Origin of the sequence: Ensifer sp. B1-9, from assembly GCF_050474445.1 — a bacterium.
In the GTDB taxonomy this organism is placed as follows: domain Bacteria; phylum Pseudomonadota; class Alphaproteobacteria; order Rhizobiales; family Rhizobiaceae; genus Ensifer.
On sequence record NZ_JBCHVG010000009.1, the window covers coordinates 308,875 to 325,194 of the forward strand.

Annotated in this window: 17 protein-coding genes; 3 read left to right on the plus strand and 14 right to left on the minus strand. The window is 62.5% G+C overall.

What is annotated here, in order from left to right; all coding sequences use genetic code 11:
* Positions 1-5 precede the first annotated feature (5 nt).
* Complete coding sequence (locus ACQ5BM_RS18925; RefSeq protein ID WP_429814360.1) at positions 6-1,037, minus strand: helix-turn-helix domain-containing protein; 1,032 nt, start codon at positions 1,035-1,037, stop codon at positions 6-8.
* A gap of 141 nt (positions 1,038-1,178) precedes the next feature.
* On the opposite strand from ACQ5BM_RS18925, the gene ACQ5BM_RS18930 reads away from it, so the two are divergent.
* Both ACQ5BM_RS18930 and ACQ5BM_RS18935 read left to right on the plus strand, forming a co-directional pair.
* Positions 1,179-2,237 carry an alpha/beta hydrolase family protein gene (locus ACQ5BM_RS18930; protein WP_429814362.1) on the plus strand — a complete coding sequence of 353 codons (1,059 nt, stop codon included), beginning with the start codon at positions 1,179-1,181 and terminating at the stop codon, positions 2,235-2,237.
* 206 nt (positions 2,238-2,443) lie between these two features.
* Positions 2,444-2,848, plus strand: coding sequence for a cupin domain-containing protein (locus tag ACQ5BM_RS18935; RefSeq protein WP_429814365.1), 405 nt, complete (start codon positions 2,444-2,446; stop codon positions 2,846-2,848).
* 28 nt (positions 2,849-2,876) lie between these two features.
* On the opposite strand, the gene pcaD is transcribed toward ACQ5BM_RS18935, so the two are convergent.
* The 9 genes from pcaD to ACQ5BM_RS18980 form a co-directional block, all read right to left on the minus strand.
* Positions 2,877-3,662, minus strand: coding sequence for a 3-oxoadipate enol-lactonase (gene pcaD / locus ACQ5BM_RS18940; RefSeq protein ID WP_429814368.1), 786 nt, complete (start codon positions 3,660-3,662; stop codon positions 2,877-2,879).
* 160 nt (positions 3,663-3,822) lie between these two features.
* Positions 3,823-5,157 carry an MFS transporter gene (locus tag ACQ5BM_RS18945; RefSeq protein WP_429814371.1) on the minus strand — a complete coding sequence of 445 codons (1,335 nt, stop codon included), beginning with the start codon at positions 5,155-5,157 and terminating at the stop codon, positions 3,823-3,825.
* Between the two features lie 37 nt (positions 5,158-5,194).
* Positions 5,195-5,983, minus strand: a complete 789-nt coding sequence (gene benD / locus ACQ5BM_RS18950) for a benzoate diol dehydrogenase BenD (protein WP_429814374.1) — start codon at positions 5,981-5,983, stop codon at positions 5,195-5,197.
* Entirely contained in the window at positions 5,980-7,002 is a 1,023-nt protein-coding gene (gene benC / locus ACQ5BM_RS18955) for a benzoate 1,2-dioxygenase electron transfer component BenC (RefSeq protein WP_429814377.1), read from the minus strand. Before benC ends, benD begins: the two co-directional genes overlap by 4 nt.
* Before the next feature lie 39 nt (positions 7,003-7,041).
* Positions 7,042-7,530 carry a benzoate 1,2-dioxygenase small subunit gene (gene benB / locus ACQ5BM_RS18960; protein ID WP_429814380.1) on the minus strand — a complete coding sequence of 163 codons (489 nt, stop codon included), beginning with the start codon at positions 7,528-7,530 and terminating at the stop codon, positions 7,042-7,044.
* On the minus strand, positions 7,527-8,885 hold the full coding sequence (locus tag ACQ5BM_RS18965) for a Rieske 2Fe-2S domain-containing protein (RefSeq protein WP_429814382.1): 1,359 nt from the start codon (positions 8,883-8,885) through the stop codon (positions 7,527-7,529). Before ACQ5BM_RS18965 ends, benB begins: the two co-directional genes overlap by 4 nt.
* Before the next feature lie 98 nt (positions 8,886-8,983).
* Positions 8,984-9,922 carry a catechol 1,2-dioxygenase gene (gene catA, locus ACQ5BM_RS18970; protein WP_429814385.1) on the minus strand — a complete coding sequence of 313 codons (939 nt, stop codon included), beginning with the start codon at positions 9,920-9,922 and terminating at the stop codon, positions 8,984-8,986.
* Between the two features lie 74 nt (positions 9,923-9,996).
* Positions 9,997-10,287 (minus strand): muconolactone Delta-isomerase, encoded by a 291-nt coding sequence (gene catC / locus ACQ5BM_RS18975; protein ID WP_429814388.1) that lies wholly within the window; start codon positions 10,285-10,287, stop codon positions 9,997-9,999.
* A 10-nt stretch (positions 10,288-10,297) separates the two neighbouring features.
* Positions 10,298-11,479: a muconate/chloromuconate family cycloisomerase gene (locus tag ACQ5BM_RS18980; RefSeq protein ID WP_429814390.1), complete on the minus strand. Its 1,182-nt coding sequence runs from the start codon at positions 11,477-11,479 to the stop codon at positions 10,298-10,300.
* 153 nt (positions 11,480-11,632) lie between these two features.
* Between ACQ5BM_RS18980 and ACQ5BM_RS18985 the strand changes: the two genes are divergently transcribed.
* Positions 11,633-12,574 carry a LysR family transcriptional regulator gene (locus ACQ5BM_RS18985; RefSeq protein WP_429814393.1) on the plus strand — a complete coding sequence of 314 codons (942 nt, stop codon included), beginning with the start codon at positions 11,633-11,635 and terminating at the stop codon, positions 12,572-12,574.
* Here the strand turns inward: ACQ5BM_RS18985 and ACQ5BM_RS18990 are convergent.
* The 4 genes from ACQ5BM_RS18990 to ACQ5BM_RS19005 form a co-directional block, all read right to left on the minus strand.
* Entirely contained in the window at positions 12,567-13,448 is an 882-nt protein-coding gene (locus ACQ5BM_RS18990) for a sugar phosphate isomerase/epimerase family protein (RefSeq protein WP_429814396.1), read from the minus strand. The genes ACQ5BM_RS18985 and ACQ5BM_RS18990 overlap by 8 nt on opposite strands.
* Positions 13,448-14,653, minus strand: a complete 1,206-nt coding sequence (locus tag ACQ5BM_RS18995; RefSeq protein ID WP_429814398.1) for an NAD(P)/FAD-dependent oxidoreductase — start codon at positions 14,651-14,653, stop codon at positions 13,448-13,450. The genes ACQ5BM_RS18990 and ACQ5BM_RS18995 overlap by 1 nt, the downstream gene beginning before the upstream one ends.
* A gap of 162 nt (positions 14,654-14,815) precedes the next feature.
* The gene (locus ACQ5BM_RS19000) at positions 14,816-15,127 is read right to left on the minus strand and encodes a MocE family 2Fe-2S type ferredoxin (RefSeq protein ID WP_429814475.1); all 312 of its coding nucleotides are present in this window, start codon (positions 15,125-15,127) and stop codon (positions 14,816-14,818) included.
* A gap of 8 nt (positions 15,128-15,135) precedes the next feature.
* Complete coding sequence (locus ACQ5BM_RS19005) at positions 15,136-16,170, minus strand: sterol desaturase family protein (protein ID WP_429814401.1); 1,035 nt, start codon at positions 16,168-16,170, stop codon at positions 15,136-15,138.
* Positions 16,171-16,320: the final 150 nt, after the last annotated feature.

The window sequence follows — 16,320 nt, forward strand, 5'->3', positions numbered from 1 at the left end:
GGCATTTAGCCGGCCATCGTTTCAACCCGGCTCTGCTCCCGCCAGGCCGCGGGACTGAGAGCCGTCACCCGGCGGAACTCGCGATTGAAATTGGATTTCGTCTGAAAGCCGGCTTCGAGCATCGCCGAGGTCACCGGCATGTCGGTCTCGCGCAGCAGACGGCAGGCCTCGGCAATCCGGAAATCGTTGATGTATTGCGACACGTTCTTGCCGGCCAGCCGATTGACGGCGGTCGATATCTGCCGGGCCGGCAGGCCCGCGCGCCGCGCCAGGCGCGAAAGGGTCAGGTTTTCGTCACGGGCCAGCTTCTGGCTGACGAGTAGATGGTCGATCCGATCCAGGATCTCGCGATCTTGCGGCACCGATACCGGTTCCTCTTTGACGATCGCATTTGCCGCCGGAAACGCTCGTGCGCGGTCCGCGACCATGGCCGTCACCCCGATGAAGAGCAATCCCAGCATATTCGCGTTGCTGACGATGAGGCCGACGTTTGCGCCTTTCGTCCATTCAAAGTCCAGAATGATCGCAAGATCGAAGAGCGCCGACAGGCAGAGCGAGAAGGCGGCTATGACCAAGGCGCGGTGTGCTGCGACGGCGCCTTCGAAACGCGCTTCGTCAAGGGCGTCTGTGCCGGTGCGGACCAGATTCAAAAGCGCCAGTGCATAGCCGACATATTCGACGATCAGCGCGAAGTCGATATATCGCGGCGTCATCAGCACCAGTATGAGGACGCCGATCGTCGGCGTGGCGTGAAGCCACGCGCCGCCGACAATGCTTCGCTCGTCGCTGCGGATCAGGCTGTGGAAGCTCGCGAGCACCAGTGGCGGTACGCCGCTTGCAAGCACCGGCAGCGCAAACCGCAGTGGCGCAAGGTCGTATCCCCAGCGCAGGCCGACGACCACCGACTGGAGGGCGCAAAGCGCCACCAAAGAGAGAAAGGCCCAATTGCGCTTCGCGGGTTCGTCACCACGCAACGTGAAGACCAGCAGGATCAGCAACAGCAGGGCGACGACGAAAGGCAACGGCAGAAAGATCAAGAGCGAGTCCTTTGGCGGGCAAACAACCTGGCAAGTCATGGCGCAGATCGCGATTCGGGACGACCTGAATCACGATCAAGGACGCGGAGAGGCGCAAGGCCGGCGACGATCGGCCGTCTTTTTCAACCCAGCGAGATGCCCATGCCCCTCCTCCAGTTTCTGTCCGCCGCCGTCTTCATCCTGGCTGTTGTCACCCCCGCGCATGCCCATGATGTCGGCGTACGCGAAATCAGCGTGCCGGCGCCCGAACGGGGTCGGAATGTCTTTGTCACAGTCTGGTATCCGGCTGGCGCTGGCGGCGAGACTATGCTCGTCGGCGATAGCCAGATCTTCAAGGGAACAGAGGCCGCAAGGAACGCCCCCTTGCTCCCGGGACCGTTCCCCTTGGTCGTCGTATCGCACGGCTCCGGGGGCCGTGTTGAGGCGATGAGCTGGCTTGCAACCGCGCTTGCGAAGGCCGGTTTCATCGTCGCCGGCCCCAACCATCCCGGCACCACCAGCGGCGACTCGACGCCCGCCAACACGCCGAAGATCTGGGAACGCACGGCCGACCTTTCTGCCGTCATCGACAGGCTCACCGGCGACGGCGAATGGAACAGGGTTATCGACGCCAATCGGATCGCCGTGCTCGGGTTCTCGCTTGGAGGCTCGACCGCCATGGAGATATCCGGCGCGGAGGCGAGCCTCGAGGCCTATGCCCGCTACTGCGACAGCTACAGGAAATGGGATTGCGCCTGGTTCGCCGGCGGCAAGGGCTATGTCGACGACATGCCGGTGAATGTCGACAAGCTCGATCTTCGCACCCTTGACAAGGCACGCTTCGAACAATCCAACCTCGACCGGCGCATCAAGGCGGCCGTACTCGTCGATCCGGGCCTGGCTCAGGCCTATCGGGACGAAACCCTGAAGACGATTGAGATACCGATGCATTTCATCAATCTCGGCGGCGCGGAAACCATCCCGCTGGCCGTCGCCGCAAAGCCGCTGGCGGCCCTGACGCCGAAGGGCTCCTATGCCGCAATCGCCGGGGGCGACCATTTCAGCTTCCTGCCGGAATGCAAGGACGGCGCGAGCGAACGGTTGAAGTCCTTTGGCGAGGTCGATCCGATCTGCGAACCGACCGAACGCGCCCGTGCCGACATCCACGCCGATATCATCAAGCTTGCCAGCGAGGCATTGCAGCAGAGCCTCGGCGATTAGCGGCTGGTGAAATCGCAACGCGAGCGGCGATACGCATCGCCGCCCGGCCAGGCAGATCCGCCTTCCGCCGCCCTCTTCCGAACCCGATGCCGCAGAATACAAAGGCTTACAAAAGCGCCGCCCGGCCGACACACCGCCAATACACGCCTCCGCTGAAATGAGCGTGCTTTCAACGACACACAGGCGACCAACTCTCGGAGGATCTTATGAAAACCACCCGCCTCTTCGCCGCCGCATTACTGATCGCCGGCAGCGTGACGACGCTTCACCTGGCACAGGCCCAGCAGATGCAGGGCATTCAGCGCACGGACCTGATCAAGAACGAGCTCAGCGTGCCCGGGCACGAAGCCGTGCAGGTCCGCGTCGACATCGAACCGGGCACGACCTCAATCAAACATTCGCATCCGGGCGAAGAGATCGCCTATGTGCTCGAAGGTTCGCTGGAATACCAGCTCGATGGCCGTGCGCCGGTGACGCTTCAGGCGGGACAGGCGCTGTTCATTCCAGCTGGCGTTGCCCATGTGGCGAAGAACGTTGGCACCACCAAGGCGTCTGAACTCGCGACCTACATCGTCAGCAATGACGCGCCGCTTCTTGTTCCCGTCAAGTAGATCGGCGCGGCGCCATGCGAAGGCGCCTTCAGGCATGAAGGAATTCGAGCAGCGCCGCGTTGAACCTGGATGCGGACTCGACGTTGACGATATGGCGACCCGGCAGCGACAGGTGCCGGCCCCGCTGCACGCGCGTGGCGATATTTTTGAGGTCCGCCGGTGGGCAGACCGGATCCTCCTCGCCGGAAATCGCCAGCAAGGGATTGGCGATCTTTGCGATTTCTTCCTGCAAATCCGCAGCCGCCAGCGCGGTGCAGCCGCCGATGTAACCATCCGTCGAGGTGGCGCCGAAGCTCTCGATGACGCGATCGACGACATCACCATGGCTGGCTGCGTATGCCGGACTGAACCAGCGCTCGGCCGTGGCGGCGGTCAAGCCCTCAAGGCCGCTCGCCCTGACGGCTTCGATGCGCGCGGCCCAGCCCTCGGGCGTGCCGATGCGGGCCGCCGTCGCACAGAGTACGACCTTGTCCAGCCGCTTACCCGCGTGCACCCCGAGCCATTGTCCTGTCAGCCCGCCGATCGACAGGCCGCAGAAATGCGCCTTTTCGATCTCCAAGGCGTCCAGAAGGGACAGCACGTCATGGCCGAGATCGGCGAGCGTATAGGGTGGCGGCGGTGCGGAGGAACGACCATGGCCCCGACGATCATAACGCAGCACACGGAAATGCGGCGAAAGCGCCTCGATCTGGGCGTCCCACATCGAAAGGTCGGTGCCGAGCGAGTTGCAGAAGAGCAGCCATGGGGCGCTGCCATTCTGATCACCGTCGATGCGGTAATGAAGGCGATGGCTGGGTAACTCGAGATAGGCCATGAGACAGGAACTCCGATCGGGAAAGCCGCCGGCGATGGCGGCTTCTATGCTGCTGGCGACACCACGGCTCGGGTGTCTTGTGCGCTGCATACGTAGATAGCGACAGAACGCACTCAAGGGGTGGCGGCCGGACCCTTCTTGGTCCGGCTACCATTGCCATCTATGCGGTCGCCAGTTGGCCGACCTCGACGCTGCGGGCATTGCTGATCGCAAACACCAGCATGGCGAACGCCGAGATCGCCGCCGGGACGGCAAAAATCAGGAAGTTCTGCTGCAGCGGAAACTCCTGCGCCAGCAGTACGCCGCCGAGCGTCGGCCCAACGATCGCGCCGATACGACCGACACCGGACGCCCAGCCCAGCCCCGTCGAGCGAACCGAGAGATTGTAGAGCTGCGCCACGCTGGCATAGAGCAGGATCTGCGTGCCGATCGTGGTGGCGCCGGCGACGAACACCATCAGGAACAGGAACACCACCGGCGGGTTGAAGCCGATTAGCGCGATCGACAGCGCTGCCGCGACGAAGAAGCCGACCACCACTTTCGGCAGGCCGAAGCGATCGCCGAGCCAGCCGCCGGCAATGGCGCCCACCATGCCGCCGAAATTGAGCGAGAACAGGCTGAGCAAGCTCGCCTTCTCGGCGTAGCCGGCTTCCTGCAGCACCTTCGGCAGCCAGGAGGAGAGCAGGTAAACGAGCAGCAGGCAGCAGAAAAACGCGATCCAGAGCATGAGGGTTCGTAGTGTCCGCTGGTGGCGGAAGAGTTCCAGAACCGATGCCGAAGCGCCCTTCGTTTCCGAAAAGACCAGCCTGTCGGCAGGAGCCAGCCGCGAAGCGGGAGCGATTTTGACATAGATCCGCTTTGCCTCTTCCTGCTTATCCTGGCGGATGAGGAAGCCGAGCGATTCCGGCAGCTTCCACAAGATCGCCGGCAGCATCAGCAGCGGTACTGCGGCGATGAAGAACATCGGCTTCCAGCCATAGGACGGGATCATGCCGATGCCGAGACCGGCCGCCACCATACCGCCGACCGAATAACCGGAGAACATCAGCGCAACCATCGTGCCACGCAGGCGTTTCGGCGCATATTCGTTCATCAGCGCCACCGCGTTCGGCATCAGCCCGCCGCAGCCGAGACCAGCGAAGAAACGGAAGATCTTGAACTGCTCCGGCGAATTGGCAAAGCCGGTTAAAAGGGTCGAGATCGTGAATAGCAAGAAGCTGATGGCGATCCCCTTCCTGCGGCCGATCCGATCGGCAAGCGGGCCGAAGATCAGGGCGCCAAACATCATGCCGAAGAGCGCCCAGGCCTGCAGCGCGCCGGCCTGTGGCTTGCTCAGGCCCCATTCCGCAATCAGCGTCGGCAGCACGGTGCCGGCGACGAAGACGTCGTAACCGTCGACGATCAAGAGCAGCGCCGAGAGCGCCACCACCGTCCACTGGAAGCCCCCGAGGGGGCTGCCGTCTATTGCCTCATTCACATCGATGGTGCGCATCATCTCCTCCCAGGTGTTTGCGCGTCTAAACAGCGAACGGTCAGCCGAGATCGCCGCCGGCGACCGGCAGCACATTGCCGGTGATGTAGGAGGCCTCGTCCGAGGCCAGGAACAGAATGGGCGCCGCTTGCTCCTCGATGCTGCCGTAGCGCTTCATGAAGCTCGACTTCTTTACCTGGGCAACGACGTCCCCCATCCAGGCCTTCTCGGCTTCGCTGTCACCCTCCGCATTGCGCGGGATGCGGCGCGGCGGCGCCTCTGTCCCGCCCGGCGCTGTTGCGACGACCCGGATGTTGCGCTCCGCAAGCTCCATTGCCAGCGACTGGGTGATGGCATTGACGCCGCCCTTCGCCGCTGAATAGGGCACACGATGAATGCCGCGCGTCGCGTTTGATGACACATTGACAATGGTACCGCCGCCACGGGCAAAGAGATGCGGCAGCACGGCATGACAGCAATAAAGCGTGGGCATTAGCGAGCGGCGAATCTCCGCGTCGATCTGCGTCGGCTCGAATTCCTCGAAGGGACGCATACGGATCGCACCGCCGACATTGTTTATCAGGACGTCGATGCCGCCGAACCTTTCGGCGGCAAAGCGCATCGCCGCTGCCGCCCCCTCATGGGTTTCGAGATCGGCTTCGAAAGCGGCCGCCCGCTCACTGTCCGCCTCCGCCGCCACTTCGGCGACGAAATCGGCACGGTCGACGAACAGCACCTTACCACCTTCCGCCGCGGCCCGGAGCGCCACGGCACGGCCGATGCCTTGGGCGGCACCTGTCACCACGATTACTTTGCCGGCGAAACGGTCGGCGAAGCGGACCGTTTTCATGCTGCCTCCTTCGCCACCACATTCGGCGTGAACTTCTCGTAGTGGAAGCTGTTGGGCGTAATGCCACTCTCGTCGAAGTGCTTGCGCACCGCGTCGACCATCGGCGGCGGACCGCAGAGATAGACGTCGACGTCACCGCCGTTCAACACCTCGTCCGGCATGTGCTGGGTGACCCAGCCCTTGCGCGGATGGCTGGAGGCGGCGTCCGCCACGACCGTTGAGAAGGTGAAGTTGGGAAGCCGCTTCGCGTAGGTCTCGATCTCATCGACCAGCACCAGGTCCAGATCGCGGGTGACGCCGTAGATCAGATGGACCTTCTGCTCGGGGTTTGTGCGGGCGAGCTGTTCAAGCATCGACAGGAACGGCGCAAGGCCGGTGCCGCCAGCCAGAAGCAAGAGGGGACGATAGACCTCGCGCAGATAGAAGCTGCCGAGCGGGCCTGTCAGGTTGAGTTTCGCGCCGACTTCGGCACGGTCGAGCCAGGTGCTCATCAGGCCGCCCGGGATCTTCTTGATCAGGAAGCCGATGCGCTGTTCACCGGGTGCTGACGAGAAGGAATAGGAACGGCTCTGGCCGCTGCCGGGCACGTCGATATTGACGTATTGACCCGGCAGAAAGGCCGGCGCCGCATCCACGTCCAGTTCGAGGACGATCGCCGCATCATTGTGCGGGACGACGCGCGCCACGGTGGCCGAGAACGTCTGCTGCCCCGTCTTACAGGCGGCCGATGTCGTCGGCACCGCGATGACGCAATCGCTCGACGGTTTCATCTGGCAGGTCAGTACCAATCCGCTCTGAGCCTCGTCCGCCGTCAGCGCATCGTCGATAAAGTCGTCGCCGAGGTCATAAGCGCCGCTTTCGGCGCGACACTTGCAGGTGCCGCATACACCGTCGGAACAGTCCATCGGCAGGTTGATCTTGTTGCGGAAGGCGGCGTCGAGCACCTTCTCATCGTCCCTGCATTCGACGAAGCGAGTGACGCCGTCCTCGAAATTCAAAGCGATCCTGTAGCTGGCCATGATTGCTCCTCCCATTCCTGGCTTGTCAGGCGACGATCATCAGATGTGGTAGACGTCGATGACCTGGCGGATGTAGTCGTTCTTCAGCACGATTTTCTTCCGCGAAATCATGAGATCAGCGCCGCTCTTGCGCAGCGTGACGAACATGGTCCCGAAGAAATGGTCGGTGACCTTGTAGCGGTGGTTGAGCGTGTGGAAGTTGTAGCGGAAGTCCGCCTCCTCACCGCGATCAGCCACCCGTTCGACATTGGTGACGTTGTGGCTGGTGCGCGGCTCCGGCGTCGACGCACCGGAGCGTTCGGTCTTGATGCGGAAGACGCGATCTTCCAGGCCGTCGCGGCTCGGATAATAGATCAGCGAAATCTGAGATTGCGGATCCTCGGTCAGTTGATCGTCGTCGTCCCAGGCCGGCATCCAGTAGCTGACGTCGGGCGCATAACAGGTCAGCCATTCGTCCCATTGCCGGTCATCGAGCAGGCGCGCTTCGCGGTAGAGGAAGGCGCAGGCGGCTTCAAAGGAGATGCTCATGCGACCGCTCCCTTCCTTTCAGAGGCGAGCGCTGCGCGCATCACCTTCGCCCAATACTCGTGCTGGCGAACGAAGAGGCCTTCGTCCTCGCTACGCTCGCCCGAAAGCAGCGGCTCGATACCCATGCGCCTGGCATTCTCGTCCGGACCATCGATCCAGAGCGGGGCACCGCGCGACAGGTCGTTCCAGAGCGCGGTGATGCCGGCATAGCCTTGCTGGCAGGCGCGGAACTCTTCGAGATCGTCCGCGGTGCCCATGCCGGAGACGTTGAAGAAATCCTCATATTGGCGGATGCGCAGCGTGCGATCGGCAGCGCTTTCGCCCTTCGGCGCGAAGCAGAAGATGCTGATCTCGGTCTTGTCGACACTGATCGGGCGGGTCACGCGGATCTGCGTGCTGAACTGATCCATCAGGAACACATTCGGATAGAGGCAGAGGTTGCGCGTCTGGTTGACGATGAAATCCGCTTGGACCTCGCCGACGCGCGCCTTGATCTCCTCGCGATGGCGGAAGATCGGCCGAACCTCCGGGTTCATGGTATTGGTCCAGAGCAGGATATGGCCATTATCGAAGCCATAGACGCCGGCGATCGAGCGGCTCCAGCTGCTGGCGTCGACCGCCTTGGTGCCCTCTTCGTTGCGGCGGCCCATGGTGGCGGCATAGTTCCAGTGTACGGAGCTGACGTGATAACCGTCGCAGCCGTTCTCCATCTGCAGCTTCCAGTTCCCGTCGTAGATGTAGGAGGAATTGCCGCGCAGCACTTCGAGACCACCAGGGGCCTGGTCGACGATCTGGTCGATGATGACCTTGGTTTCGCCGAGATAGTCTTCGAGCGACGAGACGTCCGGATTCAGGCTGCCGAACAGGAAGCCGCGGTAGCTCTCGAAACGGGCGACACGCTTCAGGTCGTGCGAGCCGTCTTTGCCAAATTGCGGCGGATATTGTGTCGTCTTCTCGTCCTTCACCTTCAAGAGCTTGCCGGTGTTGGAGAAGGTCCAGCCGTGGAAGGGACAGGTGAAGCTGCCTTTGTTGCCGTGCTTGCGCCGGCAGAGCATCGCGCCGCGGTGGGCACAGGCATTGATGACCGCATGTAGCTCACCTGTCTTGTCACGGGTGACGACGACAGGCTGCCGGCCGATATAGGTGGTGTAATAGTCGTTGTTCTCGGGGATCTGGCTCTCGTGGGCGAGGTAGACCCAGTTGCTTTCGAAGATGTGCTTCATCTCCAGTTCGAAGAGGTCTTCGTTGGTGAAGATGTCGCGACGGCAGCGGAACGTGCCGGCCTCATGATCATCCTCGACTGCGGTTGAGAGCAGGTTGTCGAGGGCCTCAGCTTTATCGATAATCGCAGACATGGTTCTTCTCCCGCAAACGGCTGACCCGTGTTCGGCTCGGCGATTGCAACAATGTCGGTGTCGGGGGCGGCGGCTCATTTGGCCGCCGCTGGAAAGGATCAGGCGGCAGCGCGTTTGCGCTGCTCGTTGATCTGGTTGTCGACGCCATTCACCAAGGCGGTAAGGTGGATGTCGAACTCGATTTCGGCAAATGGGCCGGAGAGATTGTTGGCCTTGATGCTCGCCTCGTCGGTCCGCTCGGTGACATCAGGCACCAGGCCGTCACGCGTCGCATAGGCGAAATCGTCATTGACCAGCGGGTCGCCGGCGATGTTGATCTGGGTCGTCAACTTCCGGTGGCCGTCGGCGCTGATGAAGAAGTGGATATGGGCCGGGCGCTGGCCATGGCGTCCAAGCGCGGAGAGCAACTGTTCGGTCGGGCTTCCCGGAGGGACGCCGTAACCATGCGGCACGATGCTCTGGAATTTATAACAGCCGTTGGTATCGGTCACGATCGTGCGGCGCATGTTGAACGGTGCCTGCAGGCCGGTCGGGTCGAAGTGCGAATAGAAGCCGCGGGTATCACAGTGCCAGACTTCGACGGTCGCGCCCTGGAGCGGCTTGCCGTCGGAACCATAGACGGTGCCGTGCATGATCAGCGTCTTGCCATTGGTGTCCCGGCCGTCGTCGAGACGGGCAAAACCTTCCGATGCCGGCGCGCCGGCGACATAAAGCGGCCCTTCGATGGTGCGTGGCGTCGGGTTCTGGATGCCGAGCGCTTCGTCGATCGCGTCGAGGCGTTCGTCGAGGAAGTGGTCAAGGCCGAGACCGGGCGAGATCAGGCCGGCCTGGCCGGCCGCGCCGATCTCGTTCAGCCAGGCGATACCCGTCCAGTATTCGTCCGGGGTGATGTCGAGGTCGTCGATCGCCTTGAACAGGTCTGACATCAACCGGTGGACGATCTGCTTGACGCGCGGGTTACCGCCGTCCTTGTCGAGGCCGCTTAAGATCTTCAGGAAGTCCTGGGTCTCCGGTCGGTCGAAAATCTTCACGCTCATATCAATTCCTCCACTTGGATCAGTTTGAATTCGGGTGCCGTCTGCCAACCTCCCGGCGACGGCTGAACGAAGTCTCAGCTATCGTCCTCACGGATCGAGGACGGGTGCCGAAGCAGCGGCGTGACCTGGATCTCCATGAACTTGAAGAGCGGCAGGCCGGAGAGGACCTCGTGCAGCTCGGCATTGTCCTTTACGTCGAAGACGCTGTAGTTCGCGTACGCACCGGCGATCCGCCAGATGTGCCGCCACTTGCCGTTCCGCTGCAGCTCCTGCGAATAAGCCTTTTCCCGAGCGATGATTTCGGCCGCCTGTTCGGCGGGGAAATCATGAGGAATGCGGACGTCCATTCTGACGTGAAACAGCATGACCTGCTCCTCACTTTGCAACGCTGATCGTCTTGCGCAGCCCATCGCGCGCAAAGAACTTCAGGCGGTCTTCGTCGAGTTCGATCCCGAGGCCCGGTCCATCCGGCACCGCCAGTTCGAAGTCGCCGTAATCGAGCGGCGTCGTGAGGATTTCCTCGGTCAAAAGCAGCGGGCCGAAGAGTTCCGTGCCCCATTGCAAATGAGCGAAGGTGGAAAACACATGAGCCGATGCAACTGTGCCGACGCCGCCTTCCAGCATCGTGCCGCCATAGAGTTCGATGCCGGCGGCATCGGCGATCGTCGCAACGCGCTGGGCATTGAAGAGGCCGCCGCTCTGCTCGATCTTGACGGCAAAAACGTCGGCGCCTTTGCTCTTCGCCATCTCGAAGGCAGATTCCGGACCGGTGAGCGACTCGTCCGCCATCAGCGCGACGGGGAAACGGCGGACCAGGCGCTTGAGCGCCGCCGTCGAAGCGACCGGCTGTTCGACCAGTTCGCAGCCGCCCTCCGCCAGCGCCGCCATGCCGTAGGCCGCCTCGAATTCGCTCCAGGCCATGTTCACGTCGACGCGCACGGCGCCGCGGTCTCCCAGCGCCTGCTTGATCGCCACCACATGGGCGATATCGTCCTTCAAAGGCCTGGCGCCGATTTTCAGTTTGAAGATCCGATGGCGGCGAAGGTCGAGCATCGTCTCGGCCTCGGCAATGTCTTTTGCGGTATCGCCGGAGGCAAGCGTCCAGGCGACCGGCAGCCGCTTGCGCAATGCCCCACCCAGCAGTTCGCTGATCGGCAGGCCAAGACGCTTGCCATGGGCGTCGAGCAGGGCGGTTTCCACCGCGCTCTTCGCGAAGCGATTTTCCTTCACCGCCTTGCCGATCCGGATCATCAAAGCGCGGACATGGCTCGCGTCCTCGCCGATCATGACAGGCGCGAAATAGGTATCGATGGCAAGCTTCATCGTTTCCGGGCTCTCGCCCCCATAGGCGAGACCGCCGATCGTCGTGCCCTCGCCGATGCCAACCGTGCCGTCACTGCAGTGCACCTTCACCAGCATCAGCGTCTGGCCGGTCATGGTCGCAACCGAGAGCTTGTGCGGCCGGATGGTCGGCAGGTCGACCAGCATCGTTTCGACCCGTTCGACAACGGGAGAAAGGGCTGCGGTCGGAGCAATGGGGGCAAGGATCTTGTTCATGGCGTGACTGTGCGCCGCTGACCCGCCGGCGTCCAACACCAATTAGGTTCGCTACGATACCTTTATGATATAGTATAACAAAGATTTCGGGTATTCAGGCAGTTGCCGCATCGCAACATACCGTAACAGTAGGAAAATATCAGGAGCTCGACCATGGATCTGCGCCAGCTTCGCTATTTCGTCGCCGTCGCCCGTGAGCGCAATTTCACGCGCGCCGCCGAGCAGTTGCACATCGCCCAGCCCCCGCTCAGCCGGCAGATCCAGCTTTTGGAAGAAGAGCTGGGTGTCCCGCTGATCATCCGCAAGAGCCGGCCGGTGCGGCTGACTGAGGCTGGCCGGTTGTTCTACGAACAGTCGCTGCAGGTTTTGGGACGAGTCGAGCAGATGGTTGAGGCCACGCGGCGCGTTGGCCTCAACCAGAACCGCGTCCTGTCCATCGGCTTCGTCGCTTCCACGCTTTATGGCGGATTGCCGACGCTCGTGCGCAAGCTGCGCCAGAACGCGCCCGAGCTCGATATCCGGTTGCTCGAGATGGTGTCGGTGCAGCAGATTGCGGCGTTGAAGGAAGGTAGGATCGATGTCGGCTTCGGCCGGCTGCACCACAGCGATCCCAACGTCGTTGGCATCCTCATGCGTGAGGAACGCCTCGCCTTGGCGATACCCCAGGGCACGCCGCTGGCTGAGGAAACGTCGCCCTTGCCCTTAAGTGCGCTTGGAGGCCAGACGCTGATCGTCTATCCGAAGGAGCCGCGCCCGAGCTATGCCGACCACGTGCTAAGCCTGCTTCACGCCCACGATGTGCGCCCGGCCGAAGTGCAGGAAGTGCGCGAGATCCAGAGCGCCCTTGGCCTTGTCGCCTCGGAAGCGGGCCTTTGCATTGTCCCTTCCTCGGCGCGCCAGGTGCGCTCGGATCTCCACTACCGCATGATCGAGGGGGAACGCGCGACCTCGCCTGTCATCCTCAACCATCGGGTCGGCGACAATTCGCGCCACATCGAGCTGATCAAGAAGCTGATCGAGGAAATGTATGCGGAGAACCCGCCCTGGCTCGGCCTTGAGCACAATCTCCCGTTCCGGCCTTCGTTCGTTACGTGACGAGGCCCGGCATTCGCGCGTCGGGCATCCTATTGCCCGACGCGCCTTTGCTCTCAACCCATAGCTGTCGCACGATTTGCCGAAGCGCAAGCGCCTCGGCCCACCGGTCCGTGGAGTCTTCGCCGTCCGCCCCGGTGATCGCATAGGGCCTGGGACCGAGTTCGCAGGTCATGACCAGTTCGGCATCGGCAGGAGCACGGGATCGCCAGTTGGCGAAACCATAGCTCCACCAGCCGCAGAAGAGATCGACCCAGGGGCGATGGTGCGGAAAGGAAATCTCGACCTGAATCTGTTGGCACGAACCGATACGGCCGTGAAAGGCCTTGGCGTTGTCGAGGATGCGCCGGATCTGCGCGTGGCTTTCCTCTTCGACCGGGAAGGCAAATTCGCGACCAACCAGATAGTGCGAAAGATCGGCGAGAAGCGGCAGATCGGGTCGATGCTCGAGGAGATCGAGCGTGAACAACAGGTCGCTGGTGATCCGGTGGCGGTGGGTTTCGATATAGACGGGAACGCCTGTCTCCTCTGCGAGCCGCATCCACCCGTCGAGAAGCGGCAGGCAGTCCTCGATCCGGCGCGGACGGACATCCGCCTGCAGATCGATGTGGCTGACGGGAAACTCCGTCGCCAGTTCCAGCGTCAGTCGCAGGTCCTCGACAGTCCGTGGAAAGCAGACACCCTCGACCTTCAGGCCAGTGCCCCGGATCGCTTCGTTAAGGCGAACGACGTCGCGACGGCTGGTGTAGTGCGCGCTGATGCCGTCGAACCCGGCCGCGACGATATCAGCGATGTTTTCTTCGAGGCTGCGCTCGTAGCCGTCGGCATGCCGGCGTTCCATCGCCCAGAGTGATTGAAAGACAAGTAGCTTCTGCATCAGGCCGCCCGCGCGCTTTTGAGCAGTGCCTTGAGGTTCACGCTCGCGTCGGCGAGTGCGGCAGGGTCGGGGCTGACGCCGGCGGCAATCAGCATCTCCGCCAGCTTGATATCCTTGGCGAGACTATTGCCGAGACCGAGGCCTGCGGCCGCGACGAGACGCCCGCCATCCAGGTAGAATTCGAGTTCGCCGCCGTCCAGTTGGCGCGTGACGCTCTGATGGTCTGGATGCGGCAAGCCCGCCACCTGCAGGCCGAGATCGTATTGATCGGACCAGAACCAGGGGATGGCCATGAATGTTTCTTGGCCGCCGGCTAAGTTCCGAGCCGCCGTCTCCGCCTGGCTGCGCGCATTGCGCCAGCTTTCAAAGCGCATATGCCCTCCACCCGGCTGCGCCACGGCCGCGCAATCACCAGCCGCATAAATATTCGGGTCGCTGGTCCGCAGATGACCATCCGTCAGAATGCCGTTTCCTGTCGCAAGCCCCGCCGCCCCGGCGAGTGCGATATCCGGCTGAACGCCAATCGCTGCGACAACAATATCGGCCGGCACCGCAATGCCATCGGCGAGAACAATCGCATCGTCAGTGATTTCGGCGATACCCCGCCCGAGATGAAACACAACGCCTTCATCCTGATGGCGAGCGTGGAGCCTTGTAGCGAAGCGCGCAGGAACGGCGCGGCCAAGCGGTTTCGGCGCCATTTCGATGACGCTGACGGCGATACCTTTGCCGCGCAGCACGGCCGCAAGCTCCATGCCGATCAGCCCGCCGCCAATGATCGCAACCCTTTTGCCGGCTTCGGCACGGGCGAAGATCAGCGCCGCATCGGCGTAGGTGCGAAAATCGAGCGCGCGCTCGGCCCCTGGGCAATTGAGCCGTCGCGGGCGGGCGCCGGTGGCCAGCAGCAACTTGTCATAGGCGAGCGTCCGCCCATCGCTCAAGGTGACGGAGCGAGCGGCGGCATCGAGCTGCGAAGCTGATACACCCTGTAGGTAGCCGATGCCCGCAACCTCCAGCGCTTCAGCGCCGCAGATCGGCTTCATCTGCACCGCACCATCAAGCGGTTTCGACAGCGGCGGGCGCTCATAGGGCAGATGCGGTTCCGTGCCGACCAGCGTGACGCAGCCGGTAAAACCAGTTTCCCTGAGCGCAAAGGCCGCGCGGGTACCGGACTCTCCGGCGCCGATGATGACGATGCCGTTCATGACTTGCTCCTCCGCCGAGGCAGCACTTCCCGCATAGCGGCAAGCACTGCCGCCAGGTACATGGATTTCATGATGTCCTCCGAATGGGTGCCGGATCACCCGATCGCATCCGGAAGGCCGGCAGGCCCGATCAATCGTGGCACGGCAGTGCCGAAGGCGGCTCTAGCCGAGCGCCACGCGGACCTCTCCGTCGACGATTTCGGCGGGGTAGGTCTTGAGGTTTTCGCAGGCGGGCAGCCTGAGGGCCTCGCCGGTGCGATAGTCGAAGGCGCCGGAATGCTTGGGACATTCCACCTCGAAGTCCATGACCAGCCCATCGGCGAGATGGATCGCCTCATGGGTGCAGAGGCCGGCGGTGCAATAGACGCTGTCGTCCGGGCCGCGGTAGACCGCATAGGTGCGACCGGCATGGTCGAAGCGGATCGCCCCTTCCTGTTCGATGTCCTCAAGCCTGCAGGCTGGTACCCAGGTGATCACGTTGCTCATTTGGCGGCCTCCCCGATCGTGTTGCGTGCCTTGCGGGCTGCGAGTTTTTCCTTGCGTTTGCGGTAGCGTTCCTGCATCCGCGCCTCACCCTCGGCCGAGCCGTCGTGCCAGGTGCCGAACCACCGATCGAGCGGGATGAGCGCGTCGCCGTAGTTCACCTCGAAATACTTGTGGTGCAGGTAATGCGCATAGGCGTGGCTATCGACGAGGGTCTCTTCGCCGACCTCGACCTTGTCGAAGCCGACGTGGCCGGGAATGGCACCAAAGCCCGCATAGTGAAGCTGATAGAGCATCAGGATCGGGTTGGACGGCAGGATCAGATGATAGAAGGCCGTTCCGAAGTAGAGCAGATGCTCGACCGGATGCATCGACAGCGACGACCACGGCGATGGGTTCACCGAATTGTGGTGGACCGAATGCACCCATTTGTAGAGGAACGGTATGTGGATGAGCCGGTGGATGCAGAAGAAGTGGAATTCGTGGATCACGGGCACGACGAGCGCGACCGCGGCGAGCGTCCAGGGATTTTCCGCGAAGCTCAGCCATGGCGCATAACCATTGGCATAGGCCCAGAGCATGATGACCTCGACGGCAGTCCAGATGGTCACGCCGGAAAGGAAGGTGCGCAGGATGTTGTCGAGGTTCTGGCTCTCGAACCAGAAGGCCTTGCTTTTCTGCTCGGCCGGGAATTTGCCATTGTACTTGAAGCGGTTTTCCTGCCGCTTCAGCACATAGAGGTGTAGTTCGAAAGCGCCGTAGAACAGGAACACGCAGACGGCGTTCACCACATAAAGCCAGGCGATCCAGCCGATACCAAGCGTCTGCATCGCTTCCATCGGCGGGATCACCCAGGCCCAATAGGCGACCGCCGAAGCGGCGAAGATGGCATTCCACGGAAAGAAATAGTGTGGCAGCCACTTCATCAGGGCGACGAGCCTCGGTGGAAAGGCAAACAGCGGCGCCGTCTCGATCGGCTGGTTCGGCGACCAGTCGCCGCGCTTGTTGCGCGTTCCATACTTCAGATCATCCATGACGCTCTCCTCCCGGCGGACCGCCTGCGCTCCGCACAATTTCAATGATGGAGGGGCGCCTTCAGCGCCTTTGCCGGTTCCGGTTCGCCGCCGGAGCCCGGCCTCCTTCTTGACAAAATCTAGCAGGAGACGGCCTGAACGACGAAACCT

Bases quoted from the DNA above. Each gene is read 5' to 3' on its own strand.
- ACQ5BM_RS18930 (WP_429814362.1), top strand. From the start codon at position 1,179: ATGCCCCTCCTCCAGTTTCTGTCCGCCGCCGTCTTCATCCTGGCTGTT.
- ACQ5BM_RS18935 (WP_429814365.1), top strand. From the start codon at position 2,444: ATGAAAACCACCCGCCTCTTCGCCGCCGCATTACTGATCGCCGGCAGC.
- pcaD (WP_429814368.1), bottom strand. From the start codon at position 3,662: ATGGCCTATCTCGAGTTACCCAGCCATCGCCTTCATTACCGCATCGAC.
- ACQ5BM_RS18945 (WP_429814371.1), bottom strand. From the start codon at position 5,157: ATGATGCGCACCATCGATGTGAATGAGGCAATAGACGGCAGCCCCCTC.
- benD (WP_429814374.1), bottom strand. From the start codon at position 5,983: ATGAAAACGGTCCGCTTCGCCGACCGTTTCGCCGGCAAAGTAATCGTG.
- benC (WP_429814377.1), bottom strand. From the start codon at position 7,002: ATGGCCAGCTACAGGATCGCTTTGAATTTCGAGGACGGCGTCACTCGC.
- benB (WP_429814380.1), bottom strand. From the start codon at position 7,530: ATGAGCATCTCCTTTGAAGCCGCCTGCGCCTTCCTCTACCGCGAAGCG.
- ACQ5BM_RS18965 (WP_429814382.1), bottom strand. From the start codon at position 8,885: ATGTCTGCGATTATCGATAAAGCTGAGGCCCTCGACAACCTGCTCTCA.
- catA (WP_429814385.1), bottom strand. From the start codon at position 9,922: ATGAGCGTGAAGATTTTCGACCGACCGGAGACCCAGGACTTCCTGAAG.
- catC (WP_429814388.1), bottom strand. From the start codon at position 10,287: ATGCTGTTTCACGTCAGAATGGACGTCCGCATTCCTCATGATTTCCCC.
- ACQ5BM_RS18980 (WP_429814390.1), bottom strand. From the start codon at position 11,479: ATGAACAAGATCCTTGCCCCCATTGCTCCGACCGCAGCCCTTTCTCCC.
- ACQ5BM_RS18985 (WP_429814393.1), top strand. From the start codon at position 11,633: ATGGATCTGCGCCAGCTTCGCTATTTCGTCGCCGTCGCCCGTGAGCGC.
- ACQ5BM_RS18990 (WP_429814396.1), bottom strand. From the start codon at position 13,448: ATGCAGAAGCTACTTGTCTTTCAATCACTCTGGGCGATGGAACGCCGG.
- ACQ5BM_RS18995 (WP_429814398.1), bottom strand. From the start codon at position 14,653: ATGAACGGCATCGTCATCATCGGCGCCGGAGAGTCCGGTACCCGCGCG.
- ACQ5BM_RS19005 (WP_429814401.1), bottom strand. From the start codon at position 16,170: ATGGATGATCTGAAGTATGGAACGCGCAACAAGCGCGGCGACTGGTCG.